Consider the following 22,883-nt stretch of genomic DNA (forward strand, 5'->3'; position numbering starts at 1 on the left):
GCCGGGGTGCCCGGATGCGCCCAGAAGCGCAGACCGGTCACCTTCCGGTGTCGCAGTCGCCGGCGGTGCATCTGCCGGTCCTGTACACCCAGGTCCTGGAAGGCCTGAGGGTGATCGAAAACGGACGTTATCTGGATGGCACGTTCGGTCGTGGCGGTCATGCACGTGGCGTGCTCACCCAGCTCGGTCCCGAGGGACGCCTGCTGGTCATGGACAAGGATCCGGAAGCCATTGCCGTTGCCGAGCGCGATTTCGCGCCGGACCCGCGCGTGTCGATCTTCCGCGGCAGCTTCGCCCAGCTGCTGCAGTGGAACGAGACCGCCGAAGGCCTGGATGGCGTGCTGTTCGACCTTGGCGTGTCCTCGCCGCAGCTGGATGTCGCCGAGCGGGGTTTCAGCTTCGGCAAGGACGGCCCGCTGGACATGCGCATGGACCCTGACAGCGGCGAAAGCGCTGCGCAGTGGATCAACCGCGTTGAAGAGCGCGAGCTGATGGACGTGCTGTGGACCTATGGCGAAGAGCGGCAGGGCCGACGTATCGCCAAGGCCATCGTGGCCCGCCGGGACAAGCAGCCGTTCTCGCGTACTGCAGAACTGGCCGAGTTGATCGCCTCCGTGATGCCGCGTGGCAAGGACAAGATCCACCCGGCCACGCGCAGCTTCCAGGCCATCCGCATCCACATCAACCGCGAACTGGCCGATCTCGAAGCCGGGCTCGATGCGGCCGTGCAGCGGCTCAAGCCCGGTGGCCGGCTGGCGGTCATCAGCTTCCACTCGCTGGAAGACCGCATCGTCAAGCAGTACATGAACCGCCTGGCCAAGGCGCCGCCGGCCAACCGCCGGCTGCCCGAGGCGCAGGTGTTCGTGCCGACGCTGGACCTGATCGGTGGCGCCATCAAGGCCACTGACGAAGAGCTGGCGATGAACCCGCGCGCCCGCAGCGCCGTGCTGCGTGTTGCCCAGAAGCGGGAGGCCGATGCATGAGCCGGCTGTTGCTGATCATCCTGTTGGCCTGCACCGTGGCCTCGGCGATCGGCGTCGTGTTCGTGCGTCATCGTCACCGGCAGACGTTCATCGAGCTGTCGCGCGCCGAGCGTGCGCGTGATGACCTGAACATCGAATTCGGCCGCCTGCAGCTGGAGCAGGCGACCCTGGCCGAAGCCAACCGCGTGGACAGCATCGCCCGCGAAAAGCTCGGCATGAAGTTCCCCGAGGCCGCCGACGTCGTGGTGGTGCGCCCATGAGCAAGACCGGCCGCAACCGTCCCCGCAACGCCTTCAACCTGCGCCAGCGCCTGCGCTGGGTGGCCCTGGCACTCGGCCTGTGCTCGGTGTCGCTGGTCGGTCGTGCCGCCTACGTGCAGATCATCAACAGCGACTTCTACCAGCGCCAGGGTGAAGCACGTTACCTGCGCGAACTGCCGATCAAGACTTCGCGCGGCATGATCACCGACCGCAACGGCGAGCCGTTGGCCGTGTCCACGCCGGTCGCTTCGATCTGGGTGAATCCGCAGGACCTGCTGCGTTCGCCCGAGCGCATCCCCGAGCTGGCACAGGCGGTGGGCATGTCGGTGGACGAGCTGAGCAGCCGCCTGTCGCAGAAGTCGGACAAGGAATTCATGTACCTGCGTCGCCGGATCAATCCGGACGAGGCAGAGCGCGTGGTTGCCCTGAAGATTCCGGGCGTGGCGGCACAGCGCGAGTTCCGCCGCTTCTACCCGCAGGGTGAGGCGATGGCGCACGTGCTGGGCTTCACCAACATCGATGACCGTGGCCAGGAAGGCCTGGAGCTGGCCTTCGACGAATGGCTGCGCGGCAAGCCCGGCGGCAAGCGGGTGATCCGCAACCGCAAGGGCGAGACGGTCGAGAGCGATCTGCTGCGTGCCGCCGAGCCGGGCAAGGACCTGACCCTCAGCATCGACCGCCGCATCCAGTACCTGGCCTTCAAGGAACTGCGCAACGCGCTGGTCGCCAACAAGGCGGCAGGCGGTTCGATGGTGATCATGGACGTGACCACCGGCGAGATCCTGGCCATGGTCAACCTGCCGACCTACAACCCGAATTCGGTGGGCGGCGCGGCCCCGGACACGCGCCGCAACCGCGCGGTGACCGATCTGGTCGAGCCGGGTTCGACGATGAAGCCGTTGACCATCGCCACCGCGCTGCAGGCCGGTGCGGTGACCAAGGACACCGTCATCGACACCAACCCGGGCTACATGACCCTGGGTCGTTTCACCATCCGCGACGTGCCGCGCAACAACGGCGTGCTGAACGTCACCGGCGTGATCACCCGCAGCTCGAACGTGGGTGCGGCCAAGGTCGCGGCGAAGATGCCCGACCAGGTGTTCTACGACGGTGTGCGCCGCTTCGGCTACGGCTCGGTACCGCATAGCGGCTTCCCGGGCGAGTCGGGTGGCGTGGTGCTGCGTCCGGCCCGCTGGTCGGGCACCACCAAGACCACAATGTCCTACGGCTATGGCCTGAATGTCACGCCGCTGCAGATCGCTACCGCGTATTCGGCCTTGGCTAACGGCGGCAAGCTGATCGCGCCGACGTTCGTCAAGGGCCAGCGCAACGAAGGTCAGCAGATCATCGACGAGAACGTCGCCAAGCAGGTGGTGGCGATGATGGAAACGGTGGTCACCCAGGGCGGCGCCAAGCAGGCGGCGGTGCTGGGCTATCGCGTGGCCGGCAAGACCGGTACCGCGCGCAAGACCGGCCCTGGCGGTTACGAGCGGGGCCACTACAACGCGCTGTTCGCCGGCGTTGTGCCGGCCACCAATCCGCGGTTTGCCACCGTCATCGTCATCAACGATCCGCAGGGCGGCAAGTTCTACGGCGGCCTGGTGTCGGCGCCGGTCTATCACAACGTGATGGAAGGCACCCTGCGCCTGATGGACGTGCCGCTGGACGACCTGCAGTCGTGGTTGGCGGCGCAGCAGTCCGGAAAGATCGGCCATTCGGCGTCGGTACTGCCGGTGCCGCCGGCCGAAGCCGCACTGCCGGTGGATGCCGCCGCTGAATTCGATGCCGCGCTGCCGAGCGCGCAATCCCATGTGCCACCCGCTACGGGAGGCACGCAATGAGTCCTTCGATGTTGCTTTCGCAGTTGCTTCCGGACGTGGCCCTGGCGGGCCATGATCCCGTTCTGACCGGCCTGGTGCTGGACAGCCGTGCCGTGCGCCCCGGCAATGCCTTCGTCGCCATCGCCGGTTTCGGCGCGCATGGCCTGGGCTTTGTCGAGCAGGCGCGCGCCGCCGGTGCCGGCGCGATCCTGTTCGAAGCGCCGGCGCCCGCCGAACTGCCTGCACCGGCCGATGCCATCGCCGTGCCGGGCCTGCGCGCGCGGCTGGGTGCGATGGCCGACCAGTTCCATGGCGCGCCTTCGCGGGCGATGACCATGGTTGGCGTGACCGGCACCAACGGCAAGACCTCCACCGTGCAGCTGCTGGCCCAGGCCTGGCATCTGCTCGGTACGCCCAGTGGCAGTATCGGCACGTTGGGCGCCGGACTTTATGGTGCCGTCGAGCCGACCGGTTTCACCACCCCGCTGGTGCTGCAGATGCATGCGCTGCTGGCACAGCTGCGCGACGACGGCGCGCGTGCGGTGGCGATGGAAGTCAGCTCGCACGCACTGGACCAGGGCCGCGTGGATGCCGTGCACTACGACGTGGCGGTGTTCACCAATCTCACCCGCGATCACCTTGATTACCACGGCGACATGGCCAGCTACGGCGCGGCCAAGGCGCGGTTGTTCCATCGTCCGGGCCTGAAGGCGGCGGTGATCAATCTTGACGATGCGTTCGGTCGCCAGCTGTTCGCCGGCCTGCCGGCGGGCGTGCAGGCGATCGGCCTGAGCTCGCGCGGTGCCGACGGCGCCAACGTGCGCGCAGACGCACTGCAGCTGGATGGCCGCGGCATCGGTTTCGAGCTGGTCATCGACGGCCAGCGCGCTGCGGTGCAGTCGCCGCTGCTGGGCCGCTTCAACGTGGACAACCTGCTGGCCGTGGCCGGCAGCCTGCATGCGCTGGGGCATCCGCTGCCGCGCATCGCCGAGGTGCTGTCGGCGCTGCAGCCGATCCGTGGCCGCATGAACCGCCTCGGCGGCGAAGACGGCCTGCCGACCGTGGTGGTCGACTATGCACACACCCCCGACGCGCTGGAACAGGCGCTGGACAGCCTGCACGGCCACCTGCAGGGCACGCTGTTCTGCGTGTTCGGCTGCGGTGGCGAGCGCGATACCGGCAAGCGCCCGCAGATGGCTGCGATTGCCGAACGCCTGGCCAACCAGGTCATCGTCACCGACGACAACCCGCGTGGCGAAGATGGCGACGTGATCGTGGCCGATATCCTGGCCGGCTTCGCTGATGCCTCCACCGTGACCGTGCAGCGCAACCGCGCGCGCGCGATCGGCCTGGCGGTGAAGCGCGCTGGTGACGGCGACATCATCCTGATTGCCGGCAAGGGCCATGAGCCGTACCAGGAAGTGAATGGGGTGCGCCATGACTTCGACGACACCGAAGTGGCCGCTGCTGCACTGGCCGCCAAGGTCGGTGTGCTGGCGGCGACGCGCATGGATGCGCTAGTGGCCCGGCCGCAGGACGCGGAAGAGGGCCCGCAGGCAGGGGAGGGCGCGGCATGAAGCGCACCCTGCTTTCGCTGATCGCGCACTGGGCCGGTGGCGAGATCCACGGCGACGATGTGGCCATCGACGCCATCAGCAACGATACCCGCAGCCTTGGCCCGGGCAGCCTGTATGTGGCGCTGCGTGGCGAACGCTTCGACGGCCATGACTTCGCCGCTGACGCGCAGGCTCGTGGCGGCAGCGCGTTGCTGGTCGAGCGCCTGCTGCCGCTGGACCTGCCGCAGGTGCTGGTGGCCGACAGCGAGCGCGCGCTGGCGAAGATCGCCGCCGGCATGCAGCGCGACCGTGCGACCGAACTGTTCGCCATCACCGGCAGCAACGGCAAGACCAGCGTGAAGAGCCTGCTGCTGGCGATCCTGCAGCAGGTGGCCCAGCACGCACACAAGGTGGTCTACGCCAACCCGGGCAACCGCAACAACGAGATCGGCCTGCCGCTGGCAGTGATCGACGCACCGGAAGATGCCGACTACGCCGTCTACGAGATGGGCGCCGGCAAGCCGGGCGACATCGCCTACCTGACCGACATCGCGCGCCCGCGCTATGCCCTGGTCAACAACATCGCCCCGGCGCACCTGGAGCGGATGGGCAGCCTGCTCGGCGTTGCCGTGACCAAGGGCGCGATCTACGCCGCACTGCCGGCCGATGGCGTGGCGGTAATCAATATCGACGACGCCTACGGGCGCTGGTTCGAACAGCATTTCATCGGTACCCCGGCACGTTGCCGGGTGCTGCGCTATGGCCTGGAACACACTGCCGACGTCACCGCGCGCGACATCCGCGCCGGTGCGCAGGGCAGCCGCTTCACCCTGGTCACGCCGATGGGCGAGGCGGGCGTGGTGCTGGGTCTGCCGGGCCGCCACAACATCAGCAATGCACTGGCCGCCGCCAGCCTGGCGCTTGCCGCCGGCATCGAGCTGTCACTGGTGGCTACCGGCCTGGCTGAAGCACAGCCGGTGCCGGGCCGCCAGATCGCCCATCAGCTGCACAACGGCGCGGTGCTGGTGGACGACAGCTACAACGCCAATCCCGGTTCGCTGGCCGCTGCCATCGACGCGCTGGCCGCCGCACCGGAAGAGGGCTGGCTGGTGCTGGGCGACATGCGCGAGCTGGGCCCCGATGCCGAGGCGCTGCATGCACAGGCGGGCATCCGCGCGCGTGCCGCCGGCCTCAAGCGCCTGTATGCGCTGGGTCCGCTCAGCGCTGCCGCTGCCGCCGCGTTTGGCGAGGGCGGACGTCATTTCACCACCCATGACGCGCTGTCGCAGGCGCTGAAGGACGAGCTGCACGCCGGCGTGCGCTGCCTGGTCAAGGGTTCCCGTGGCAGCGCCATGGACACGATTGTCAAAGCGCTGCTGGCGCAAGGAGAGGAATCCCCGCATGTTGTATGAACTGGCTCGATGGTTGCAGCAGTTGGAGAGCCTGTTCGGGCTGTTCAACTACCAGACGTTCCGCGCCATCCTTGCCGCGTTGACGGCGCTGTTCCTGTCGCTGTGGCTCGGCCCGGCGATGATCCGCAAGCTTGCCCAGTTCAAGGGCGGCCAGCCGATCCGCAAGGACGGCCCGCAGACCCATTTCTCCAAGGCCGGTACGCCGACCATGGGCGGTTCGCTGATCCTGCTCACCGTCACCCTGTCGGTGCTGATGTGGGCTGACCTGCGCAACCGCTACGTGTGGCTGGTGCTGGCGGTGATGCTGTGCTTCGGCGCCATCGGCTGGTACGACGACTGGATCAAGATCGTCCGTCGCGACCCGAACGGCCTGAAGTCGCGCTGGAAGTACCTGCTGCAGTCGATCTTCGGTCTGGCTGCGGGCATCTTCCTGCTGCAGACCGCGGATGTGCCGGCGGCGTTGACCTTCTATATCCCGATGTTCAAGTCGGTGGCGCTGCCGTTGGCTGGTGTCGGCTTTGTGGCCATCGCCTACTTCTGGATCGTCGGCTTCTCCAACGCGGTCAACCTGACCGATGGCCTGGACGGCTTGGCGATCATGCCCACCGTACTTGTGGCTTGCGGCCTGGGCGTGTTCGCCTATGCCTCGGGCAACGTGGTGTTCGCCAACTACCTGCAGATCCCGCAGATTCCGGGCGCCGGCGAGCTGGTCATCATCTGCGCCGCGATTGCGGGTGCAGGCCTTGGCTTCCTCTGGTTCAACACCTATCCGGCCATGGTGTTCATGGGCGATATCGGCGCGCTGTCGCTGGGCGCGGTGCTGGGCACCATCGCGGTGATCACCCGCCAGGAACTGGTGCTGGTGATCATGGGCGGCGTGTTCGTGATCGAAACGCTGTCGGTGATGATCCAGGTCGCCTCGTTCAAGCTGACCGGCAAGCGCGTGTTCCGCATGGCGCCGATCCACCACCACTTCGAGCTGAAGGGCTGGCCGGAGCCGCGCGTGATCGTGCGCTTCTGGATCATCTCCGTCGTGCTGGTGCTGATCGGCCTGGCCACGTTGAAGGTACGCTGATGAATGACCTGTCGCACCAGGCAACACGCCTTGAGGCCATCGGTGGCAGCTACGACAAGTGGCTGCTCGGCGCGATGATCGCGCTCACCGGGCTGGGCGTGGTGATGGTCGCGTCCAGTTCGATCGCGTTGATGAGCAGCCCGTTCTACTACCTCAACCGCCACCTGATCTTCCTGGCGGTCGGCATCGTGCTGGCCATCATGGCTGCGCGCACCGAGCTGAAGACCATCGAGCAGTACAACCAGATGCTGCTGCTGGGCTGCTTCGCGCTGCTGGTGGTGGTGTTCGTTCCCGGCCTGGGCAGCAGCGTCAACGGCGCCCGCCGCTGGATCAACCTGGGCATCTCGAAGTTCCAGACGGTCGAAGCGGTGAAGGTGCTCTACATCGTCTGGCTGTCCAGCTACCTGGTGCGCTTCCGCGACGAGGTCAACGCCACCTGGCCGGCGATGCTCAAGCCGCTGGGCGTGGCCGGTGCGCTGGTGGTGCTGCTGCTGCTGCAGCCCGACTTCGGTTCGTCCACGCTGTTGCTGGCGATCACCGCCGGCATGCTGGTGCTGGGCGGGGTGAACATGCCGCGCATGTCGATGCCGGTGGTGATCGGCCTGGTCGGCATGAGCGCGCTGGCGATCATCGAGCCGTACCGCATGCGCCGCATCACCTCCTTCCTCGACCCGTGGGCCGACCAGCAGGGCGACGGCTACCAGCTGTCCAACGCGCTGATGGCGGTGGGCCGCGGCGAGTGGACCGGCGTCGGCCTGGGCAATTCGGTGCAGAAGCTGTACTACCTGCCCGAGGCGCACACCGATTTCATCTTCTCGGTCACCGCCGAGGAATTCGGCTTCCTCGGCACCTGCACGATCGTGGCCCTGTACGCGCTGCTGGTCGGCCGTACGTTCTGGCTGGGTATGCGCTGCGTGGAAATGAAGCGCCACTTCTCCGGCTACATCGCCTTCGGCATCGGCCTGTGGATCAGCATGCAGACCTTCGTGTCGATCGGCGTGAACCTGGGCATCCTGCCGACCAAGGGCCTGACCCTGCCGCTGATTTCGTCCGGTGGTTCGTCGGTGCTGATGACCTGCGTGGCGATGGGCCTGCTGCTGCGTGTCTCCTATGAATTGAAGCGTGCCGAACGCCGCCAGGCGGTGCGCATGGGCGCTGCTGACGATGTGGCCGGCCCGGCTCCGGCCGATGCGCCGGCCGCACCGGTGGCAAAGAATGTGCCGATGGCTGCTGAACCGGCTGCGGCCGAGTCCACTGCCGTGCGCGGCACCAGCCGCCTGCAGTCGCGCGTCGAACCTACCTTCGGGAGGCTCGGATGAGCGCGGTCCAGAACAACGCCCGGCCGGTGATGATCCTGGCCGGTGGTACCGGTGGGCATATCTTCCCGGGCCTGGCCGTGGCCCGCGTGCTGCGCGCCCGTGGCGTGCCGGTCACCTGGATGGGTGCTGATGGCGCCATGGAAACCCGCCTGGTTCCGCAGCACGACATCCACATCGATACGCTGGCCATCACCGGTCTGCGCGGCAAGGGCAAGTTGGCGTTGCTGGCCGCTCCGTGGCGCCTGATGCGCGCGCTGCGTGCGGCGGGCCTGATCATCCGTGATCGCCAGCCGCGTGCGGTGGTCGCCTTCGGTGGCTTCGCCTCCGGCCCCGGTGGCATGGCCGCGCGCCTGCACGGCCTGCCGCTGATCGTGCACGAACAGAATCGCGCGCCGGGCCTGACCAACCGCATCCTGTCGCGCTACGCGCGCCGCCTGCTGACCGGTTTCCCGGGCACTTTCGCTGCACGCGAGGAGTTCGTGGGCAATCCGGTGCGCGCCGAAATCGCCGCCGTCGCGCCGCCGCAACAGCGGCTGGCCGATCGCAGTGGTCCGCTGCGCCTGCTGGTGCTCGGCGGCAGCCAGGGTGCTCGCGCGCTCAACAGTGGCGTGCCGCAGGCACTGGCAGCGCTCGGTGCGCAGGTGCCGGTGGTGGTGCGTCACCAGAGCGGCGAAAAGCTGCATGCCGAAGCGGTCGAGGCCTATACCAAGGCCGGCGTGCAGGGCGACGTGACGCCGTTCATCGCCGACATGGCCGAAGCCTTCGCCTGGGCCGACCTGGTGGTGTGCCGTTCCGGCGCATCCACGCTGGCTGAAATCTGTGCGGTCGGCATCGGTAGTGTGCTGGTGCCATTCCCCGCTGCTGTCGACGATCACCAGACCCGCAATGCGGAGTATCTGGTCGAGCGCGACGCGGCCGTATTGCTGAAGCAGGACGAAACGCTGGCAGACGGCATTGCCGCGCTGCTGCGTGATCTGTCCGAAAATCCCGCCCGCCGCATGCAGATGGCGCAAGCCGCGCGTGCCCTGGCCAAGGTCGATGCCGCCGAGCGCATCGCCGATATCATTCTCGAGGAAGCTGTATGAAGAAGGCACGCTCCAACGCCTGCCCTGCGCGAGGCCGCGCATGATCCGCCGCCTGCATGACACCAACGATCTGGTGCGCGCATTCCCGCGCGTGCATTTCGTCGGCATCGGCGGCACCGGCATGAGCGGCATCGCCGAAGTGATGCTGACGCTGGGCTATGAAGTGTCCGGTTCGGACAACGCCGACAACGCTGCCACCCGCCGCCTGGCCGGCCTGGGCGCGCGTATCATGCGCGGCCATTCCGCCGCCAACGTGCTGGGCACCGACTGCGTGGTGGTCTCCAGCGCGATCCGCGAAGACAACCCGGAGCTGATGGAAGCGCGCAGCCAGCGCATCCCGATCATGCCGCGCGCGGCGATGCTGGCCGAACTGATGCGCTTCCGCCGCGGCATCGCCGTGGCCGGTACCCATGGCAAGACCACCACCACCAGCCTGACCGCTGCGGTGCTGAGCGAAGGCGGGCTGGACCCGACCTTCGTGATCGGTGGCCAGCTGCTGGCGGCAGGTGCCAACGCCAAGCTCGGCGGAGGCCAGTGGCTGGTGGCCGAGGCCGACGAGAGCGATGGCAGCTTCCTGCGCCTGAATCCGTTGATGTCGATCATCACCAACATCGATTCCGATCATCTGGAGAACTACGGCAACGACTTCGCCCGCGTGCAGGCGGCGTTCGCCGAGTTCCTGCAGCGCCTGCCGTTCTACGGCCTGGCGGTGCTGTGCATCGACGACCCGGAAGTGGCCGCACTGGCCGCCAAGACCCCGCGCCACGTGATGAGCTACGGCATGAGCCCGCAGGCCGACGTGCGCGCGGAGAACGTGGTGCAGGAAGGTTCGCGCATGCGCTTCACCCTGCGCCTGCCGCAGGGCACCAGCCAGGAAGTGGTGCTGGCGCTGCCGGGCAAGCACAACGTGCTCAATGCGCTGGCCGCTGCGGCGGTGGGTTGGCAGCTGGGTGTGTCTCCGGACACGATCGCGCGTGCGCTGGCCAGCTTCGCTGGCGTCGGTCGCCGCTTCAACGATCTGGGCGAAGTGACCACCGCCACGGGTGCAAAGGTCCGCATCATCGACGACTACGGTCACCATCCGAGCGAGCTGGAAGCCGTGTTCGCCGCCGCGCGCGGTGGCTGGGCCGACAAGCGCCTGGTGGTGGCCTTCCAGCCGCACCGTTATAGCCGTACCCGCGATCAGTTCGACAAGTTCGCAGCGGTGCTGTCGAGCGTCGATGCGCTGGTGCTGAGCGAGGTCTATCCGGCCGGCGAAGAGCCGATCGCCGGTGCTGATTCGCACGCGCTGGCCCGCGCCATCCGTGCGCGTGGCCGCAGCGAGCCGGTGGTGGTCGGCAAGGCGTCCGAACTCGCCACCGTGCTGCCGGACGTACTGCAGGACGGTGATCTGCTGCTGATGATGGGGGCCGGCGACATCGGCGCCGTCGCCAGCCACATTGCAGTGGAAGGTTTCAAGGCGGAGGGCGAGGCGTGAGCACGCTGACCTTCCCGTCGCTGCGCAGCACCGACCCGGCCGTGTTCGGCCGCGTTGCCGTGCTGCTCGGTGGCAGCTCCAGCGAGCGTGAAGTGTCGCTGGATTCGGGCCGCAACGTACTTGAAGCACTGCAGGCGCGTGGTGTCGATGCGATCGCCATCGATGGCATTCCGGCGCTGGCCAAGGCGCTGGCGGCTGGCGGCATCGATCGCGTGTTCAACATCCTGCACGGCCACAACGGTGGTGGTGAGGACGGCATCGTGCAGGGCCTGATGGACGCGTTCGGCGTGCCCTACACCGGTTCCAACGTACTGGGCTCGGCCTTGAGCATGGACAAGATCCGCACCAAGCAGGTGTGGCTGTCGCTGGGCCTGCCGACCCCGCAGTACCGGAAGGTCGATGCATCGACGGTGCATGCGCTGGCGGCCGAGCTCGGCTTGCCGGTAGTGGTCAAGCCGGCCAACGAAGGCTCCAGCGTGGGCATCAGCCGGGTCACCGACGACGCCGGCCTGGACGAAGCGGTGGCCCTGGCCGCGCGCTACGACGGCCAGCTGCTGATGGAACAGATGGTGGTCGGCGATGAACTGACCGTGGCCATCCTGGGTGATGTCGCGCTGCCGTCGATCCGCATCGTGCCCAAGGGCCAGTGGTACGACTACAACGCCAAGTACATCGCCGAAGACACCCAGTACCTGTGCCCGGGCCTGGATGGTGATGACGAAGAAGAGATCCGCCGCATCGCGCTGGCGGCCTTCCGCGCCGCGGGTTGCCGTGGCTGGGGTCGCGTGGATGTGATGCGTGATCGCGCCAGCGGCCGCTTCTTCCTGCTGGAAGTGAACACCGCGCCGGGCATGACCAGCCATTCGCTGGTGCCCAAGGCGGCCGGGCAGGCTGGCATCAGCTTCGAGGAGCTGGTGTGGCGCGTGCTGGAACAGACTCTGGAGGCATCGCACGCATGAACGCGGTGCTGCGCATCTTCGTCTGGCTGTTGGCACTGTCGGTGGTTGCACTGCCGGTGGTGGCCGTAGTCAATGGCTGGGTCGGCGCCGAGCGCTGGCCGCTGGCGAAGCTGCGCGTGCACGGTGAGTTCAAGCGGGTGCCGCCGGAACAGCTGCAGCAGGTGCTGCTGCCGTATGCACATGCCGGTTTCTTCGCGGTCAAGCTGCAGGACGCGCAGGACGCGCTGGAAAAACTGCCGTGGGTGGAAAGCGCGCAGGTGCGCAAGCAGTGGCCGGACGTGCTGGAAGTGACGCTGGTCGAGCACAAGCCGTTCGCGCGCTGGGGCGAAGGTCGCCTGCTGTCCGAGCAGGGCAAGCTGTTCCCCACGCCGAAAAAGCTGGCCGACCTGCAGCTGCCCGAGCTGGATGGCCCGGACAGCCAGACCGAAGAAGTGGTCAAGCTCTACAACGATTCGCGCGCGCTGTTCGCGCCGGCTGGTGTCGATGTGCGCCGGCTGACCATGGACGCGCGCGGCAGCTGGTCGCTGCTGCTGAGCAACGGCACTGAAGTGGTGGTCGGCCGCGATGACGCGCGTTCGCGCCTGCAGCGCTTCGTGCGCGTGCTGCCGCAGCTGGCCAACCAGGCCGCGCCGATCGAGCGCGCCGACCTCCGATATACCAATGGTTTCACGCTGAGCTGGGGCACTCCGGCCGCCCCCGCCAATGCACCGGGCACCCCGGCAAGAAGGACGCAGGAAAGAACATGAATCGCAAGGGTGACAAATCGCTGATCGTCGGCCTGGATATCGGCACCTCCAAGGTGGTGGCGCTGGTGGGCGAGTATTCGCCGGGCAACCCGATCGAAGTGATCGGCATCGGCTCCCATGAGTCGCGCGGCCTCAAGCGCGGCGTGGTGGTGGATATCGAATCGACCGTGCAGTCGATCCAGCGCGCGGTCGAAGAAGCCGAGCTGATGGCCGGCTGCGAGATCCGCTCGGTGTACGCCTCCATCTCCGGCAACCACGTGCAGTGCAAGAACTCGCCCGGCATCGTGCCGATCCGCGACGGCGAAGTGACCTGGGGCGACCTGGATCGCGTGCTCGATGCGGCCAAGGCGGTGGCGATTCCGGCCGACCAGAAGATCCTGCATGCGATCCCGCGCGAGTACGTGCTGGACGACTCGCAGGAAGGCATCCGCAACCCCGTCGGCATGACAGGCGTGCGCCTGGAGGTGCATGCGCACCTGGTGGTGTGCGCGCAGTCGGCCGCCGCCAACATCAGCAAGTGCGTGCAGCGCTGCGGCCTGCAGGTGGACGACCTGGTGCTGTCCTCGCTGGCCTCCAGCGTGGCGGTGCTGACCGCCGACGAGCGCGAGCTGGGCGTGGTGCTGGTCGACATGGGCGCCGGCACCACCGACATCGCAGTGTTCGTGCAGGGTGCGATCTGCCACACCGCCTCGCTGCCGATCGCCGGCGACCACGTGACCAACGACATCGCGCACATGCTGCGCACGCCGACCCCGGAAGCCGAGCAGATCAAGGTGCGCTACGCGTGTGCCCTGGCCCAGCTGGCCACCGCCGAGGAAAGCATCCAGGTGCCGTCGGTCGGTGATCGTCCGCCGCGCCGCATGCCGCGCCACGCGCTGGCGCAGGCCGTGCAGGGCCGCTACGAAGAAATCTTCGAAATGGTGCAGGCCGAACTGCGCCGCTCCGGCTTCGAGGAACTGGTGCGCGCCGGCATGGTCCTGACCGGTGGTGCCTCGAAGATGGAAGGCGTGGTCGAACTGGCCGAGGAAATGCTGCAGATGCCGGTGCGCGTGGGCATCCCGCAGCACGTCACCGGGCTGGGCGAAGTGGTTGGCAACCCGGTGCACGCCACCGGCGTCGGCCTGCTGCTGATGGGCAGCCAGATCGAGCATCCGCGCCGGCCGTCGCTGCCGACTGGCCGCGCTGGAAGCATGTTCAAGAAACTCAAGACCTGGTTCCGCGGCGAATTCTGACGCGGAACCTGCACTACCCGGGCTCGCCCGGTTGCAACACCGGCAACACGACGCAACACCGGCAACACATAACCCACACAGCCGCAACGACGGCATGCAGCACGAAGGCAGGACGCCCGAAGGCCCATGCAATCGAAAGCGGATACAACGAGGACACGGACATGGCGCATTTTGAACTGATCGAAAAGATGGCACCCAATGCGGTGATCAAGGTTGTTGGCGTGGGCGGCGGCGGCGGCAATGCCGTGGCGCACATGGTCAACTCGGCAGTGGATGGCGTGGAATTCATCACCGCCAACACCGACTCGCAGGCCATCAAGAATTGTGGTGCCAAGCTGCAACTGCAGCTGGGTACCAATGTCACCAAGGGCCTGGGCGCAGGCGCGAATCCGGAAGTCGGCCGCCAGGCTGCGCTGGAAGACCGTGAGCGCATCATGGACGCGCTGCAGGGTGCGGACATGGTGTTCATCACCGCTGGCATGGGCGGTGGCACCGGTACCGGCGCTGCGCCGGTGGTGGCACAACTGGCCAAGGAAATGGGCATCCTGACCGTGGCCGTGGTCACCAAGCCGTTCCCGTTCGAAGGCCGTCGCCGCATGCAGGTCGCGCTGAAGGGCATCGAAGAACTGAGCCAGCACTGCGACTCGCTGATCACCATCCCCAACGAGAAGCTGATCACCGTGCTGGGTCGCAACGCGACCATGATCCAGGCCTTCCGTGCCGCCAACGACGTGCTGCAGGGCGCCGTGCAGGGCATCGCCGACCTGATCGTGCGTCCGGGCCTGATCAACGTCGACTTCGCCGACGTGCGCACCGTCATGTCCGAAATGGGCCTGGCGATGATGGGTACCGGTACCGCCCGCGGCGATGACCGCGCGCAGGCCGCAGCCGAGTCGGCCATCCAGAACCCGCTGCTGGACGATGTGAACCTGGCCGGTGCCAACGGCATCCTGGTCAACATCACCGCCGGTGCCGACTTCACCATGGCCGAGTTCGACGAGATCGGCCGCACCATCGACGGCTTCGCTTCGGAAGACGCGACCGTGGTGGTGGGTACCGTGCTTGACCCGGACATGCAGGACGAAGTGCGCGTGACCGTGGTCGCCACGGGTCTGAACCGCGTCTCGGCCAGCAAGACCCAGCGTCCGGGCGAGCGTGCACCGATCAAGCTGGTCCGCAACGCTACCACCGGCCAGCCGGAGTTCGGCGAGTTCGACAACGGCGGCGATGCGGTGTCCAAGGCCGTCGGCGGCATGGGCCTGGGCCTGCGTCGGGCCAGCAGCGACAGCGTGGCAGCTTCCACCCCGTCGGCTCCGGCCTCCTCGGCCCCGGCCGCGGCGGAACTGCCGAACGATTACCTGGACATCCCGGCGTTCCTGCGCCGCCAGGCGGACTGATCGACGCTGCCCGGGGCTTGTCCCCCCCGGGTTGCGCCACCATGTCCTGAAAACGCGGGCGCCGGGCCAGGATGGGCCCGGCCGCCCTGCTTCACGCGCGTCCTACCGGCGCGCCGGTGTGTGCTGCCGGCGGCTTCTACCTGCGTTTCAGCCGGGGTAGGGGACCCTGCGTGTTAATCTAATGTGTCACTTCCGGTCGTCCCCCCATGATCCAGCAACGCACCCTCAAGAACACGATCCGCGCCACCGGCGTAGGCCTGCACAGTGGCGACAAGGTCTACATGACCCTGCGTCCGGCGCCGGTCAACCATGGCATCGTGTTCCGGCGCGTGGACCTGGACCCGGTGGTGGAAGTGCCTGCCAAAGCCGAACTGGTCACCGAAGTGACCCTGTGCACCGGCCTGACCTGCAACGACGCCAAGATCCAGACCGTCGAACACCTGATGTCGGCCCTGGCCGGCCTGGGTGTGGACAACATCATCGTCGAACTGTCCTCGGCCGAGCTGCCGATCATGGACGGTTCGTCCGGCCCGTTCGTGTTCCTGCTGCAGTCGGCAGGCATCGTGGAACAGGATGCGCCCAAGCGCTTCATCCGCGTGCTGAAGACCGTGGAAGTGACCGAGGGCGACAAGGTAGCCCGCTTCACCCCGTATGAGGGGTACAAGCTGGGCTTCACCATCCAGTTCGACCACCCGATGATCCCGGCCAAGCAGTCGCGCCAGGAAATCGAGTTCTCGACGATGGCCTACACCAAGGAAATTTCCCGCGCGCGCACCTTCGGCTTTATGCGCGACCTGGAATACATGCGCGAGCGCAACCTCGGCCTGGGCGGTTCGATGGACAACGCCATCGTGCTCGATGAGTTCCGCGTGCTCAACGAAGACGGCCTGCGCTACGCCGACGAATTCGTGCGCCACAAGATCCTCGATGCGATCGGCGACCTCTATCTGGCCGGCGGCCAGGTGCTGGGCGCCTACGAGGGCTTCAAGTCCGGCCACGCGCTCAACAACAAGCTGGTGCGGGCGCTGATGGCCGATGCCACCGCTTGGGAATGGGTCACCTACGACTCGCCGGCGGTGCCGGACCCGGTGGTGTACGCCACGCCGGCCTATGCCTGATTCCACAGGCTATTGATTTGAAAGACAAAAGCGCCGCCTTCCAGGGCGGCGTTTGCGTTTCCGACGTTCCTTGAGGCGCTGGCGCAGTGGGTGACGCGACGGCCGGGTCGAGGTCACGGTTTTGTGAACCTGTTGGATCGGAAGCCTGAATTTAACGTTGTTTTAACAACAATCTAACGACTGCCCCACCGGGGCCAGCTAGGATGCGACCCGGCCCCCGAAATGTTTCACGCTGCGGTGACACGCGCGACGGGGAGTGGAGCAGGACGCTCCGCTGCTTTCAGGTTTCCCGCTTCGGTTTCGAAGGAAGGTCCTGCAGAGCTGCCAAGGCGTCGCGTAGCCCTTTGTGCGTGGCGGCTGAAACTGCGTGGGGTCCATTCCGGTTGTCGAGCGCTGGGGAGCGCGTGGGAGTGGGAGACGCAGTCTTGACGGTCACCTTGGTGGCCTTCAGCCCGATGGACCGGGCCGCGTCGAGCAACTGGGCTTCGGCAAGCCGCAACTTGGCATGCCAGACCGGGGACTCGACGAGAAAAACGAGGTGTTCCCCGTCCACATTGGCCAGCCGGCAACGGCTGCGCAGAGGTGGCGGCAACTGGGGGCGCAACTGACGGTCCAGCGCGTCGAGCCATAGGGCACGCCGCAGCGGGTTCCCGCTTTTGTCCGCCATCACTACATCCAGGGCCGGTTTCGGTCTGGATGCGGGACGAACGCTGGATTTCGGCTCAGACATGAAAACTCACTGATGGCATTCAAAAAGATCGTAATCAAAACGCGTGAAGGACAGGCCAAATCGGCGCTCACGCGTTTGCGGTTCTACTTCGAGGACCGCCCCCGAGCCCTGCTGGGCAGCGTGCTCGGCGCAGGTTGCATTATCGGCCTTGCCGGCGGCATTGGCGCCAGTGCGCTCAATGATTCGCGCCTGCAGGCCAAGGTCGACCGCCAGGAGGCCGAGCTGGCCAAGGTCCAGCGCGATGCGCAGACCCAGGTCAACGCGCTGGCCGCCCGCCTCGGCGAGCTGCAGGCACAGGCCACCCGCCTGAACGCCCTGGGCGAGCGGCTGACCCAGATGGGCAAGCTGGAAGACGGCGAATTCGACTTCAACGAGACCCCCGGCCTCGGTGACGGTGATGCCGGCGGCCCGACTGCCGACATCCCGGTGAAGGACGTCAACGCCGACTTACAGATGCTGGAGCAGCGCTTCGCTGCTTCAGGCCGCCAGTTGTCGGTGATGGAATCGCTGATGTTCGACCACCAGCTGCAGCAGAACGCCGTGCCCTCGCGCATGCCGATCCGCAACAGCTATGTCACTTCCGGCTTCGGTACCCGCGCCGACCCGTTCGGTCGCGGTGCCGCTACCCACAAGGGCATGGACTTCCACGCCCGCGTCGGTGACCCGGTGATGTCGGTGGCCGACGGCGTGGTCAGCTTCTCCGGGGTCAAGGGCGGCTACGGCAACGTGGTCGATGTCGACCACGGCAATGGCTACGTCACCCGCTACGCGCACAATTCGCGCCTGGTGGTGAAGGTCGGCGACCTCGTCCGCGCCGGCCAGGAAGTGGCCAAGGCCGGTTCCACCGGTCGTTCGACCGGCGCCCACGTGCACTTCGAGGTGTGGGAGAACGGCAACGTGGTCAACCCGCGCAAGTTCCTCGGCGATGGCGGCAATACCCCGGTCGGACGCATCACCCGCGGTTGATCCCAACGCCGGGCATGGCCCGGCGCTACCGGGACGCCGTCGGATCCCGGCGGTAGCGCGGGGCCATGCCCCGCGAGCGCGAAGCGCGGCCGCCAGGACCCCGGTCCCGGCCGCCTACACGACCGCAAAGGGTTGAAACCCCTGCCGCCCATCCCAAGCTACAATGGGTGTTGCCATCGACAGGGCGCCAGGCGCCCTGTTTCGTTTGCGGCGGACGGATCCTCCCGGAGCCGTGCGGCATTCCCATCCAACCCGGTTCCTTCAATGATCAACAGCCTGCTTACCCGCGTATTTGGCAGTCGTAATGAACGACAGCTGCGCCAGCTCAACCGCATCGTCGCCAAGATCAATGCGCTGGAGCCGGAGATCGAGAAGCTTTCCGACGAGCAGCTGCAGGCCAAGACGCCGGAGTTCAAGCAGCGCATCGCCGGTGGTGAAGCCCTGGACAAGGTGTTGCCGGAAGCCTTCGCGGTCTGCCGCGAGGCCGGTCGCCGCGTGCTCGGCATGCGCCACTACGACGTGCAGCTGATCGGCGGCATGGTGCTTCACCTGGGCAAGATCGCAGAAATGCGCACCGGTGAAGGCAAGACCCTGGTGGCGACCCTGCCGGTGTACCTCAACGCGCTGGAAGGCAAGGGCGTGCACGTGGTCACCGTGAACGACTACCTGGCCCGCCGCGATGCCGCGCAGATGGGCAAGCTGTACAACTGGCTGGGCCTGAGCGTGGGCGTGGTCTACCCGGGCATGCCGCACAGCGACAAGCGTGAAGCCTATGGTTCGGACATCACCTACGGCACCAACAACGAATTCGGTTTCGACTACCTGCGCGACAACATGGCGCTGTCCAAGGCTGACCGCTACCAGCGCGGCCTGCACTACGCCATCGTCGACGAAGTCGACTCCATCCTGATCGACGAAGCGCGTACCCCGCTGATCATCTCCGGCCCGGCCGACGATTCCCCGGAGCTGTACATCCGCGTCAACCGCATCGTGCCGAACCTGGTCAAGCAGGAAGCGGAAGACGGTGAGGGTGACTTCTGGGTCGATGAGAAGGGCAAGCAGGTGCACCTGTCCGAAGCGGGCATGGAGCACGCCGAACAGCTGCTGGTCGAAGCGGGCATCCTCGATGCCGAGACCGAAGGCCTGTACGCCGCGCAGAACCTGACCGTGGTCCACCACCTCAACGCCGCGCTGCGCGCGCACGCCATCTACCAGCGTGATGTGGACTACATCGTGCGCGATGGCGAAGTGGTCATCGTCGACGAATTCACCGGCCGTACCCTGGCCGGCCGCCGCTGGTCCGATGGCCTGCACCAGGCGGTGGAAGCGAAGGAAGGCGTGCCGGTCCAGCGCGAGAACCAGACGCTGGCCAGCATCACCTTCCAGAACCTGTTCCGCATGTACAAGAAGCTGTCCGGCATGACCGGTACGGCCGATACCGAAGCGTTCGAGTTCCAGAGCATCTACGGCCTGGAAGTGGTGGTGATCCCGACCAACCGTCCGACCATCCGCAAGGACAGCCCGGACCAGGTGTTCCTCAACCGCAAGGGCAAGTTCAATGCGGTGCTGGCCGACATCGAAGAGTGCGCCAAGCGCGGCCAGCCGGTGCTGGTGGGTACCACCTCGATCGAAACCTCGGAAATGCTGTCCGAGCACCTGCGCAAGGCGGGTGTGAAGCACGAAGTACTCAACGCCAAGCAGCACGACCGCGAAGCGACCATCGTCGCCAACGCCGGTCGTCCGGCGGCCGTGACCATCGCCACCAACATGGCAGGTCGTGGTACCGACATCGTGCTGGGTGGTTCGCTGGAAGCGGAAATCCACGAGCTGGGCGAAGGCGCGACCGACGAGCAGAAGGCGGCGATCAAGGCCGAGTGGCAGAAGCGCCATGACGCGGTCAAGGCGGCGGGCGGCCTGCACATCGTTGGCACCGAGCGCCACGAATCGCGTCGTATCGACAACCAGCTGCGTGGCCGTTCGGGCCGCCAGGGTGACCCGGGTTCGTCCCGTTTCTACCTGTCGCTGGAAGACAACCTGATGCGCATCTTCGCCTCCGACTGGGTGCAGAAGGCCATGCGCATGATGGGCATGAAGGAAGACGACGTCATCGAGGACCGCCTGGTCAGCCGCCAGATTGAAAAGGCGCAGCGCAAGGTCGAGGCCCACAACTTCGACATCCGCAAGAACCTGCTGGATTTCGACGACGTCAACAACGACCAGCGCAAGGTGATCTACGCCCAGCGCGATGAACTGCTTGACGCTGAGTCGGTGAAGGACAACGTCGATGGCATCCGCGACGACGTGATCTTCGACATCGTCGCCCGCTTCGTGCCGCCGAACTCGGTGGACGAACAGTGGGACCTGCGTGGCCTGGAAGCCACCCTGCAGTCGGACTTCGGCGTGGACATGTCGCTGACCGATCTGGTCAAGTCGCACGAGGAACTGGACGCCGAAGGCATCACCGCCAAGGTGCAGGAACGCATCAACCAGCACTTCGCCGAGAAGGAAGCGGGTGTGGGCGAAGAGACCATGCGCGCACTGGAGAAGCACGTGATGCTGACCGTGCTCGACCAGAGCTGGAAGGAGCACCTGGCCCGCATGGATTACCTGCGCCAGGGCATCTACCTGCGCGGTTATGCGCAGAAGCAGCCGAAGCAGGAATACAAGAAGGAAGCCTTCGAGCTGTTCTCGGACATGCTGGAGAACGTCAAGCGCGAAGTGGTGACCCTGCTGGCTCGTGTGCGCATCCGCAGCGACGAGGAAGTGCAGGCACTGGAAGCGGCCGAGCGCCAGCAGGTGGAAGCCCGCCTGAAGCAGTCGCAGTTCCAGCATCAGGACGCAGGCGGCTACAGCGCCGACGAGGAAGCGGCGCAGGTAGAGGCCGCCCAGCTGCAGCGTGACGAGCCGAAGATCGGTCGCAACGATCCGTGCCCGTGCGGCAGCGGCAAGAAGTACAAGCACTGCCACGGCCAGCTGAGCTGACCCCCGGAGAGCCCCGCGAAAGCGGGGCTTTCCTGTTATGGGCCTTGAAGCGTTCGGCGATTGCGCCGGTGCCCCGGTTTTCGGCATGCTCCCCCCATGCCTTCCCCGAAACGATCGATCCACGTCGTAGCCGCCGTCATCACTGACGCCCGCGGCCGCATCCTGCTCAACCGCCGTACCGAAAGCCGCGACATGGCCGGCCTCTGGGAATTCCCGGGCGGCAAGCGCGAGCCCGGTGAGACCTCCGAGCAGGCGCTGGCGCGTGAACTGCACGAGGAACTGGGCATCGAGGCCGAGGTGGGCGAGTGGGTCATGGACGTGCCGCAGCGCTACCCGGACAAGGACCTGACCCTGGAAGTGCGGCACGTACGCAGTTGGAAGGGCACCCCGCGCGGACGCGAGGGCCAGGCCATCACCTGGGTGGCGCCGGACAAGCTGGTCCGCTATTCCATGCCACCGGCCGACCTGCCGGTGGTGGCCGTACTGCGCCAGCCGGACTGCTACCTGATCACCCCAGCGCCGGACACGGATGAAGGTGCCCTGCAGCGCTGGCACGGCCAGCTGCAGCAGGCGGTCGCATCGGGTCAGCAACGCATCCAGCTGCGCCTGCCGGCCGAGCATCCGCAGCGGCAGGGCATGATCGAGCAGGCCGTGCGCGCGCATCGACGTGGTGTGCAGTGGTTGCTCAACCGCGATATCGAACTGGCGCGCACCCTGGGCGTCGGCGTGCACCTGGGCAGCGAGCAGCTGCAGTCACTGCAGGAACGGCCGCTGCCGGCCGGGCAGCTGGTCGCCGCCTCCTGCCACGACCTTGAACAGCTGTTGCACGCGCAACGGCTGGGCTGCGACTTCGCTGTGCTGGGCCCGGTGCAGGCTACTGCGAGCCATCCCGATGCAGTGCCGTTGGGGTGGGAAGCCTTCGCCGCGATGCGCGCGCAGGTCTCGCTGCCGATCTACGCGCTCGGCGGCATGACGCCGCAGCACGTGATCGAGGCACGCCGTCACGGCGGGCAGGGCATCGCCGCCATCCGCGGACTGTGGCCGGCCTGATGCCCTGACACGGGTGCCGATCCGACGCCATACAGGGACGAGTAGATCCACGCCATGCGTGGATGAGCAGATCCAAACCGCGCAGGGACCAGTAGATCCACGCCATGCGTGGATGGCGCTCAGCTCAACCCATTCACAACGTAATCCAAAAACACCCATATTGCCGCCGCAGCCCAAGCACGGTCGCCGCGCGCGTGGCGCTGCCCGGCAGGGTCTGCTCCAACCGCAACCCGACCGGATGGCGCCGCGCAGTCGGTTCCGATTCCAATTCCGGTACCTGCGCAGCAGTGCCCGCGCCTTCATCCAGATCCTGCCGCGGATACACCGGCACCACATCCACCAGCGGCCGCCGCACCACCGATTCCAGCTGGCCAAGAATCCGCTGTGCGCCCGCATCGGACACCGCGCCCCACAGGTACAGCGAAGAGAGCCGGTTCACATCACCGATGGCGACCGCCGTGTGCAACGCCTGCACCAGTTCACTCAGCCGACGTGGGCAGCTGCTGCCGAGGCTGTCGCGCTGCAGGGTGTTGCCGGAAGGCGCCGGCGGCGGACGCCGGGACTGCGCACCCAGGCTGTCGCAGGGGCGGTCGGTGTAGACACTCTGCCCCTGCGGATCAGTGCAGCGGTTCAAGCGCGTGGGTTGCGCCTGTGCGACGGCGCAGAGGCCGGGCAGCAGCAGGAGCAGCAACAGGGAGAGGACGAGCTTCATCGAC

Annotated in this window: 18 protein-coding genes and 1 pseudogene; 17 read left to right on the forward strand and 2 right to left on the reverse strand. The window is 66.8% G+C overall.

The window, feature by feature from the left end; genetic code table 11:
* Positions 1–14: 14 nt before the first annotated feature.
* The 14 genes and pseudogenes from rsmH (at position 15) to lpxC (ending at position 16,439) form a co-directional block, all read left to right on the forward strand.
* Positions 15–983, forward strand: a complete 969-nt coding sequence (rsmH, locus tag H3005_RS13730; protein ID WP_100551561.1) for a 16S rRNA (cytosine(1402)-N(4))-methyltransferase RsmH — start codon at positions 15–17, stop codon at positions 981–983.
* On the forward strand, positions 980–1,243 hold the full coding sequence (gene ftsL, locus H3005_RS13735; protein ID WP_025876599.1) for a cell division protein FtsL: 264 nt from the start codon (positions 980–982) through the stop codon (positions 1,241–1,243). The genes rsmH and ftsL overlap by 4 nt, the downstream gene beginning before the upstream one ends.
* Entirely contained in the window at positions 1,240–3,084 is a 1,845-nt protein-coding gene (locus H3005_RS13740; protein WP_100551562.1) for a penicillin-binding protein 2, read from the forward strand. Before ftsL ends, H3005_RS13740 begins: the two co-directional genes overlap by 4 nt.
* Positions 3,081–4,640 (forward strand): UDP-N-acetylmuramoyl-L-alanyl-D-glutamate--2,6-diaminopimelate ligase, encoded by a 1,560-nt coding sequence (locus tag H3005_RS13745; RefSeq protein WP_223880239.1) that lies wholly within the window; start codon positions 3,081–3,083, stop codon positions 4,638–4,640. The genes H3005_RS13740 and H3005_RS13745 overlap by 4 nt, the downstream gene beginning before the upstream one ends.
* Positions 4,637–6,031 (forward strand): UDP-N-acetylmuramoyl-tripeptide--D-alanyl-D-alanine ligase, encoded by a 1,395-nt coding sequence (gene murF / locus H3005_RS13750; RefSeq protein ID WP_191078407.1) that lies wholly within the window; start codon positions 4,637–4,639, stop codon positions 6,029–6,031. Before H3005_RS13745 ends, murF begins: the two co-directional genes overlap by 4 nt.
* Complete coding sequence (gene mraY, locus H3005_RS13755) at positions 6,021–7,106, forward strand: phospho-N-acetylmuramoyl-pentapeptide-transferase (RefSeq protein ID WP_100551564.1); 1,086 nt, start codon at positions 6,021–6,023, stop codon at positions 7,104–7,106. The genes murF and mraY overlap by 11 nt, the downstream gene beginning before the upstream one ends.
* Entirely contained in the window at positions 7,106–8,425 is a 1,320-nt protein-coding gene (ftsW, locus tag H3005_RS13760; RefSeq protein WP_191078408.1) for a putative lipid II flippase FtsW, read from the forward strand. The genes mraY and ftsW overlap by 1 nt, the downstream gene beginning before the upstream one ends.
* Positions 8,422–9,510 (forward strand): undecaprenyldiphospho-muramoylpentapeptide beta-N-acetylglucosaminyltransferase, encoded by a 1,089-nt coding sequence (gene murG / locus H3005_RS13765; RefSeq protein WP_191078409.1) that lies wholly within the window; start codon positions 8,422–8,424, stop codon positions 9,508–9,510. Before ftsW ends, murG begins: the two co-directional genes overlap by 4 nt.
* 40 nt (positions 9,511–9,550) lie before the next feature.
* The gene (murC, locus tag H3005_RS13770; RefSeq protein ID WP_089238777.1) at positions 9,551–10,987 is read left to right on the forward strand and encodes a UDP-N-acetylmuramate--L-alanine ligase; all 1,437 of its coding nucleotides are present in this window, start codon (positions 9,551–9,553) and stop codon (positions 10,985–10,987) included.
* The gene (locus H3005_RS13775) at positions 10,984–11,946 is read left to right on the forward strand and encodes a D-alanine--D-alanine ligase (protein ID WP_191078410.1); all 963 of its coding nucleotides are present in this window, start codon (positions 10,984–10,986) and stop codon (positions 11,944–11,946) included. The genes murC and H3005_RS13775 overlap by 4 nt, the downstream gene beginning before the upstream one ends.
* Positions 11,943–12,620: pseudogene (locus tag H3005_RS13780) on the forward strand (cell division protein FtsQ/DivIB); the annotation flags it as partial. The gene H3005_RS13775 and the pseudogene H3005_RS13780, both read left to right, overlap by 4 nt.
* Before the next feature lie 68 nt (positions 12,621–12,688).
* Positions 12,689–13,924: a cell division protein FtsA gene (gene ftsA / locus H3005_RS13785; RefSeq protein ID WP_025876580.1), complete on the forward strand. Its 1,236-nt coding sequence runs from the start codon at positions 12,689–12,691 to the stop codon at positions 13,922–13,924.
* A gap of 161 nt (positions 13,925–14,085) precedes the next feature.
* The gene (gene ftsZ, locus H3005_RS13790; protein WP_025876577.1) at positions 14,086–15,321 is read left to right on the forward strand and encodes a cell division protein FtsZ; all 1,236 of its coding nucleotides are present in this window, start codon (positions 14,086–14,088) and stop codon (positions 15,319–15,321) included.
* 206 nt (positions 15,322–15,527) lie between these two features.
* Positions 15,528–16,439 carry a UDP-3-O-acyl-N-acetylglucosamine deacetylase gene (lpxC, locus tag H3005_RS13795; protein WP_089238783.1) on the forward strand — a complete coding sequence of 304 codons (912 nt, stop codon included), beginning with the start codon at positions 15,528–15,530 and terminating at the stop codon, positions 16,437–16,439.
* Positions 16,440–16,719: 280 nt separating this feature from the next.
* On the opposite strand, the gene H3005_RS13800 is transcribed toward lpxC, so the two are convergent.
* The gene (locus H3005_RS13800) at positions 16,720–17,169 is read right to left on the reverse strand and encodes a DUF721 domain-containing protein (protein WP_162292002.1); all 450 of its coding nucleotides are present in this window, start codon (positions 17,167–17,169) and stop codon (positions 16,720–16,722) included.
* 12 nt (positions 17,170–17,181) lie between these two features.
* On the opposite strand from H3005_RS13800, the gene H3005_RS13805 reads away from it, so the two are divergent.
* The 3 genes from H3005_RS13805 to H3005_RS13815 all read left to right on the forward strand — a co-directional run bounded on the left by H3005_RS13805 (position 17,182) and on the right by H3005_RS13815 (position 22,167).
* Complete coding sequence (locus tag H3005_RS13805; protein ID WP_089238787.1) at positions 17,182–18,135, forward strand: M23 family metallopeptidase; 954 nt, start codon at positions 17,182–17,184, stop codon at positions 18,133–18,135.
* A 264-nt stretch (positions 18,136–18,399) separates the two neighbouring features.
* The gene (gene secA / locus H3005_RS13810; protein WP_099820293.1) at positions 18,400–21,117 is read left to right on the forward strand and encodes a preprotein translocase subunit SecA; all 2,718 of its coding nucleotides are present in this window, start codon (positions 18,400–18,402) and stop codon (positions 21,115–21,117) included.
* A 96-nt stretch (positions 21,118–21,213) separates the two neighbouring features.
* Positions 21,214–22,167, forward strand: coding sequence for a Nudix family hydrolase (locus H3005_RS13815; protein WP_100551568.1), 954 nt, complete (start codon positions 21,214–21,216; stop codon positions 22,165–22,167).
* A 133-nt stretch (positions 22,168–22,300) separates the two neighbouring features.
* Here H3005_RS13815 and H3005_RS13820 read toward each other — a convergent pair whose 3' ends face one another.
* Positions 22,301–22,879 carry a DUF4124 domain-containing protein gene (locus H3005_RS13820; RefSeq protein ID WP_100551569.1) on the reverse strand — a complete coding sequence of 193 codons (579 nt, stop codon included), beginning with the start codon at positions 22,877–22,879 and terminating at the stop codon, positions 22,301–22,303.
* Between the last annotated feature and the right edge of the window lie 4 nt (positions 22,880–22,883).

Origin of the sequence: Stenotrophomonas sp. Br8 (assembly GCF_014763005.1) — a bacterium.
Classification (GTDB): Bacteria; Pseudomonadota; Gammaproteobacteria; order Xanthomonadales; family Xanthomonadaceae; genus Stenotrophomonas; species Stenotrophomonas lactitubi.

Excerpts from the sequence above, each read along its gene's own strand:
- rsmH (WP_100551561.1), top strand. The coding sequence starts at position 15 with ATGCGCCCAGAAGCGCAGACCGGTCACCTTCCGGTGTCGCAGTCGCCG.
- ftsL (WP_025876599.1), top strand. The coding sequence starts at position 980 with ATGAGCCGGCTGTTGCTGATCATCCTGTTGGCCTGCACCGTGGCCTCG.
- H3005_RS13740 (WP_100551562.1), top strand. The coding sequence starts at position 1,240 with ATGAGCAAGACCGGCCGCAACCGTCCCCGCAACGCCTTCAACCTGCGC.
- H3005_RS13745 (WP_223880239.1), top strand. The coding sequence starts at position 3,081 with ATGAGTCCTTCGATGTTGCTTTCGCAGTTGCTTCCGGACGTGGCCCTG.
- murF (WP_191078407.1), top strand. The coding sequence starts at position 4,637 with ATGAAGCGCACCCTGCTTTCGCTGATCGCGCACTGGGCCGGTGGCGAG.
- mraY (WP_100551564.1), top strand. The coding sequence starts at position 6,021 with ATGTTGTATGAACTGGCTCGATGGTTGCAGCAGTTGGAGAGCCTGTTC.
- ftsW (WP_191078408.1), top strand. The coding sequence starts at position 7,106 with ATGAATGACCTGTCGCACCAGGCAACACGCCTTGAGGCCATCGGTGGC.
- murG (WP_191078409.1), top strand. The coding sequence starts at position 8,422 with ATGAGCGCGGTCCAGAACAACGCCCGGCCGGTGATGATCCTGGCCGGT.
- murC (WP_089238777.1), top strand. The coding sequence starts at position 9,551 with ATGATCCGCCGCCTGCATGACACCAACGATCTGGTGCGCGCATTCCCG.
- ftsA (WP_025876580.1), top strand. The coding sequence starts at position 12,689 with ATGAATCGCAAGGGTGACAAATCGCTGATCGTCGGCCTGGATATCGGC.
- ftsZ (WP_025876577.1), top strand. The coding sequence starts at position 14,086 with ATGGCGCATTTTGAACTGATCGAAAAGATGGCACCCAATGCGGTGATC.
- lpxC (WP_089238783.1), top strand. The coding sequence starts at position 15,528 with ATGATCCAGCAACGCACCCTCAAGAACACGATCCGCGCCACCGGCGTA.
- H3005_RS13800 (WP_162292002.1), bottom strand. The coding sequence starts at position 17,169 with ATGTCTGAGCCGAAATCCAGCGTTCGTCCCGCATCCAGACCGAAACCG.
- H3005_RS13805 (WP_089238787.1), top strand. The coding sequence starts at position 17,182 with ATGGCATTCAAAAAGATCGTAATCAAAACGCGTGAAGGACAGGCCAAA.
- secA (WP_099820293.1), top strand. The coding sequence starts at position 18,400 with ATGATCAACAGCCTGCTTACCCGCGTATTTGGCAGTCGTAATGAACGA.
- H3005_RS13815 (WP_100551568.1), top strand. The coding sequence starts at position 21,214 with ATGCCTTCCCCGAAACGATCGATCCACGTCGTAGCCGCCGTCATCACT.
- H3005_RS13820 (WP_100551569.1), bottom strand. The coding sequence starts at position 22,879 with ATGAAGCTCGTCCTCTCCCTGTTGCTGCTCCTGCTGCTGCCCGGCCTC.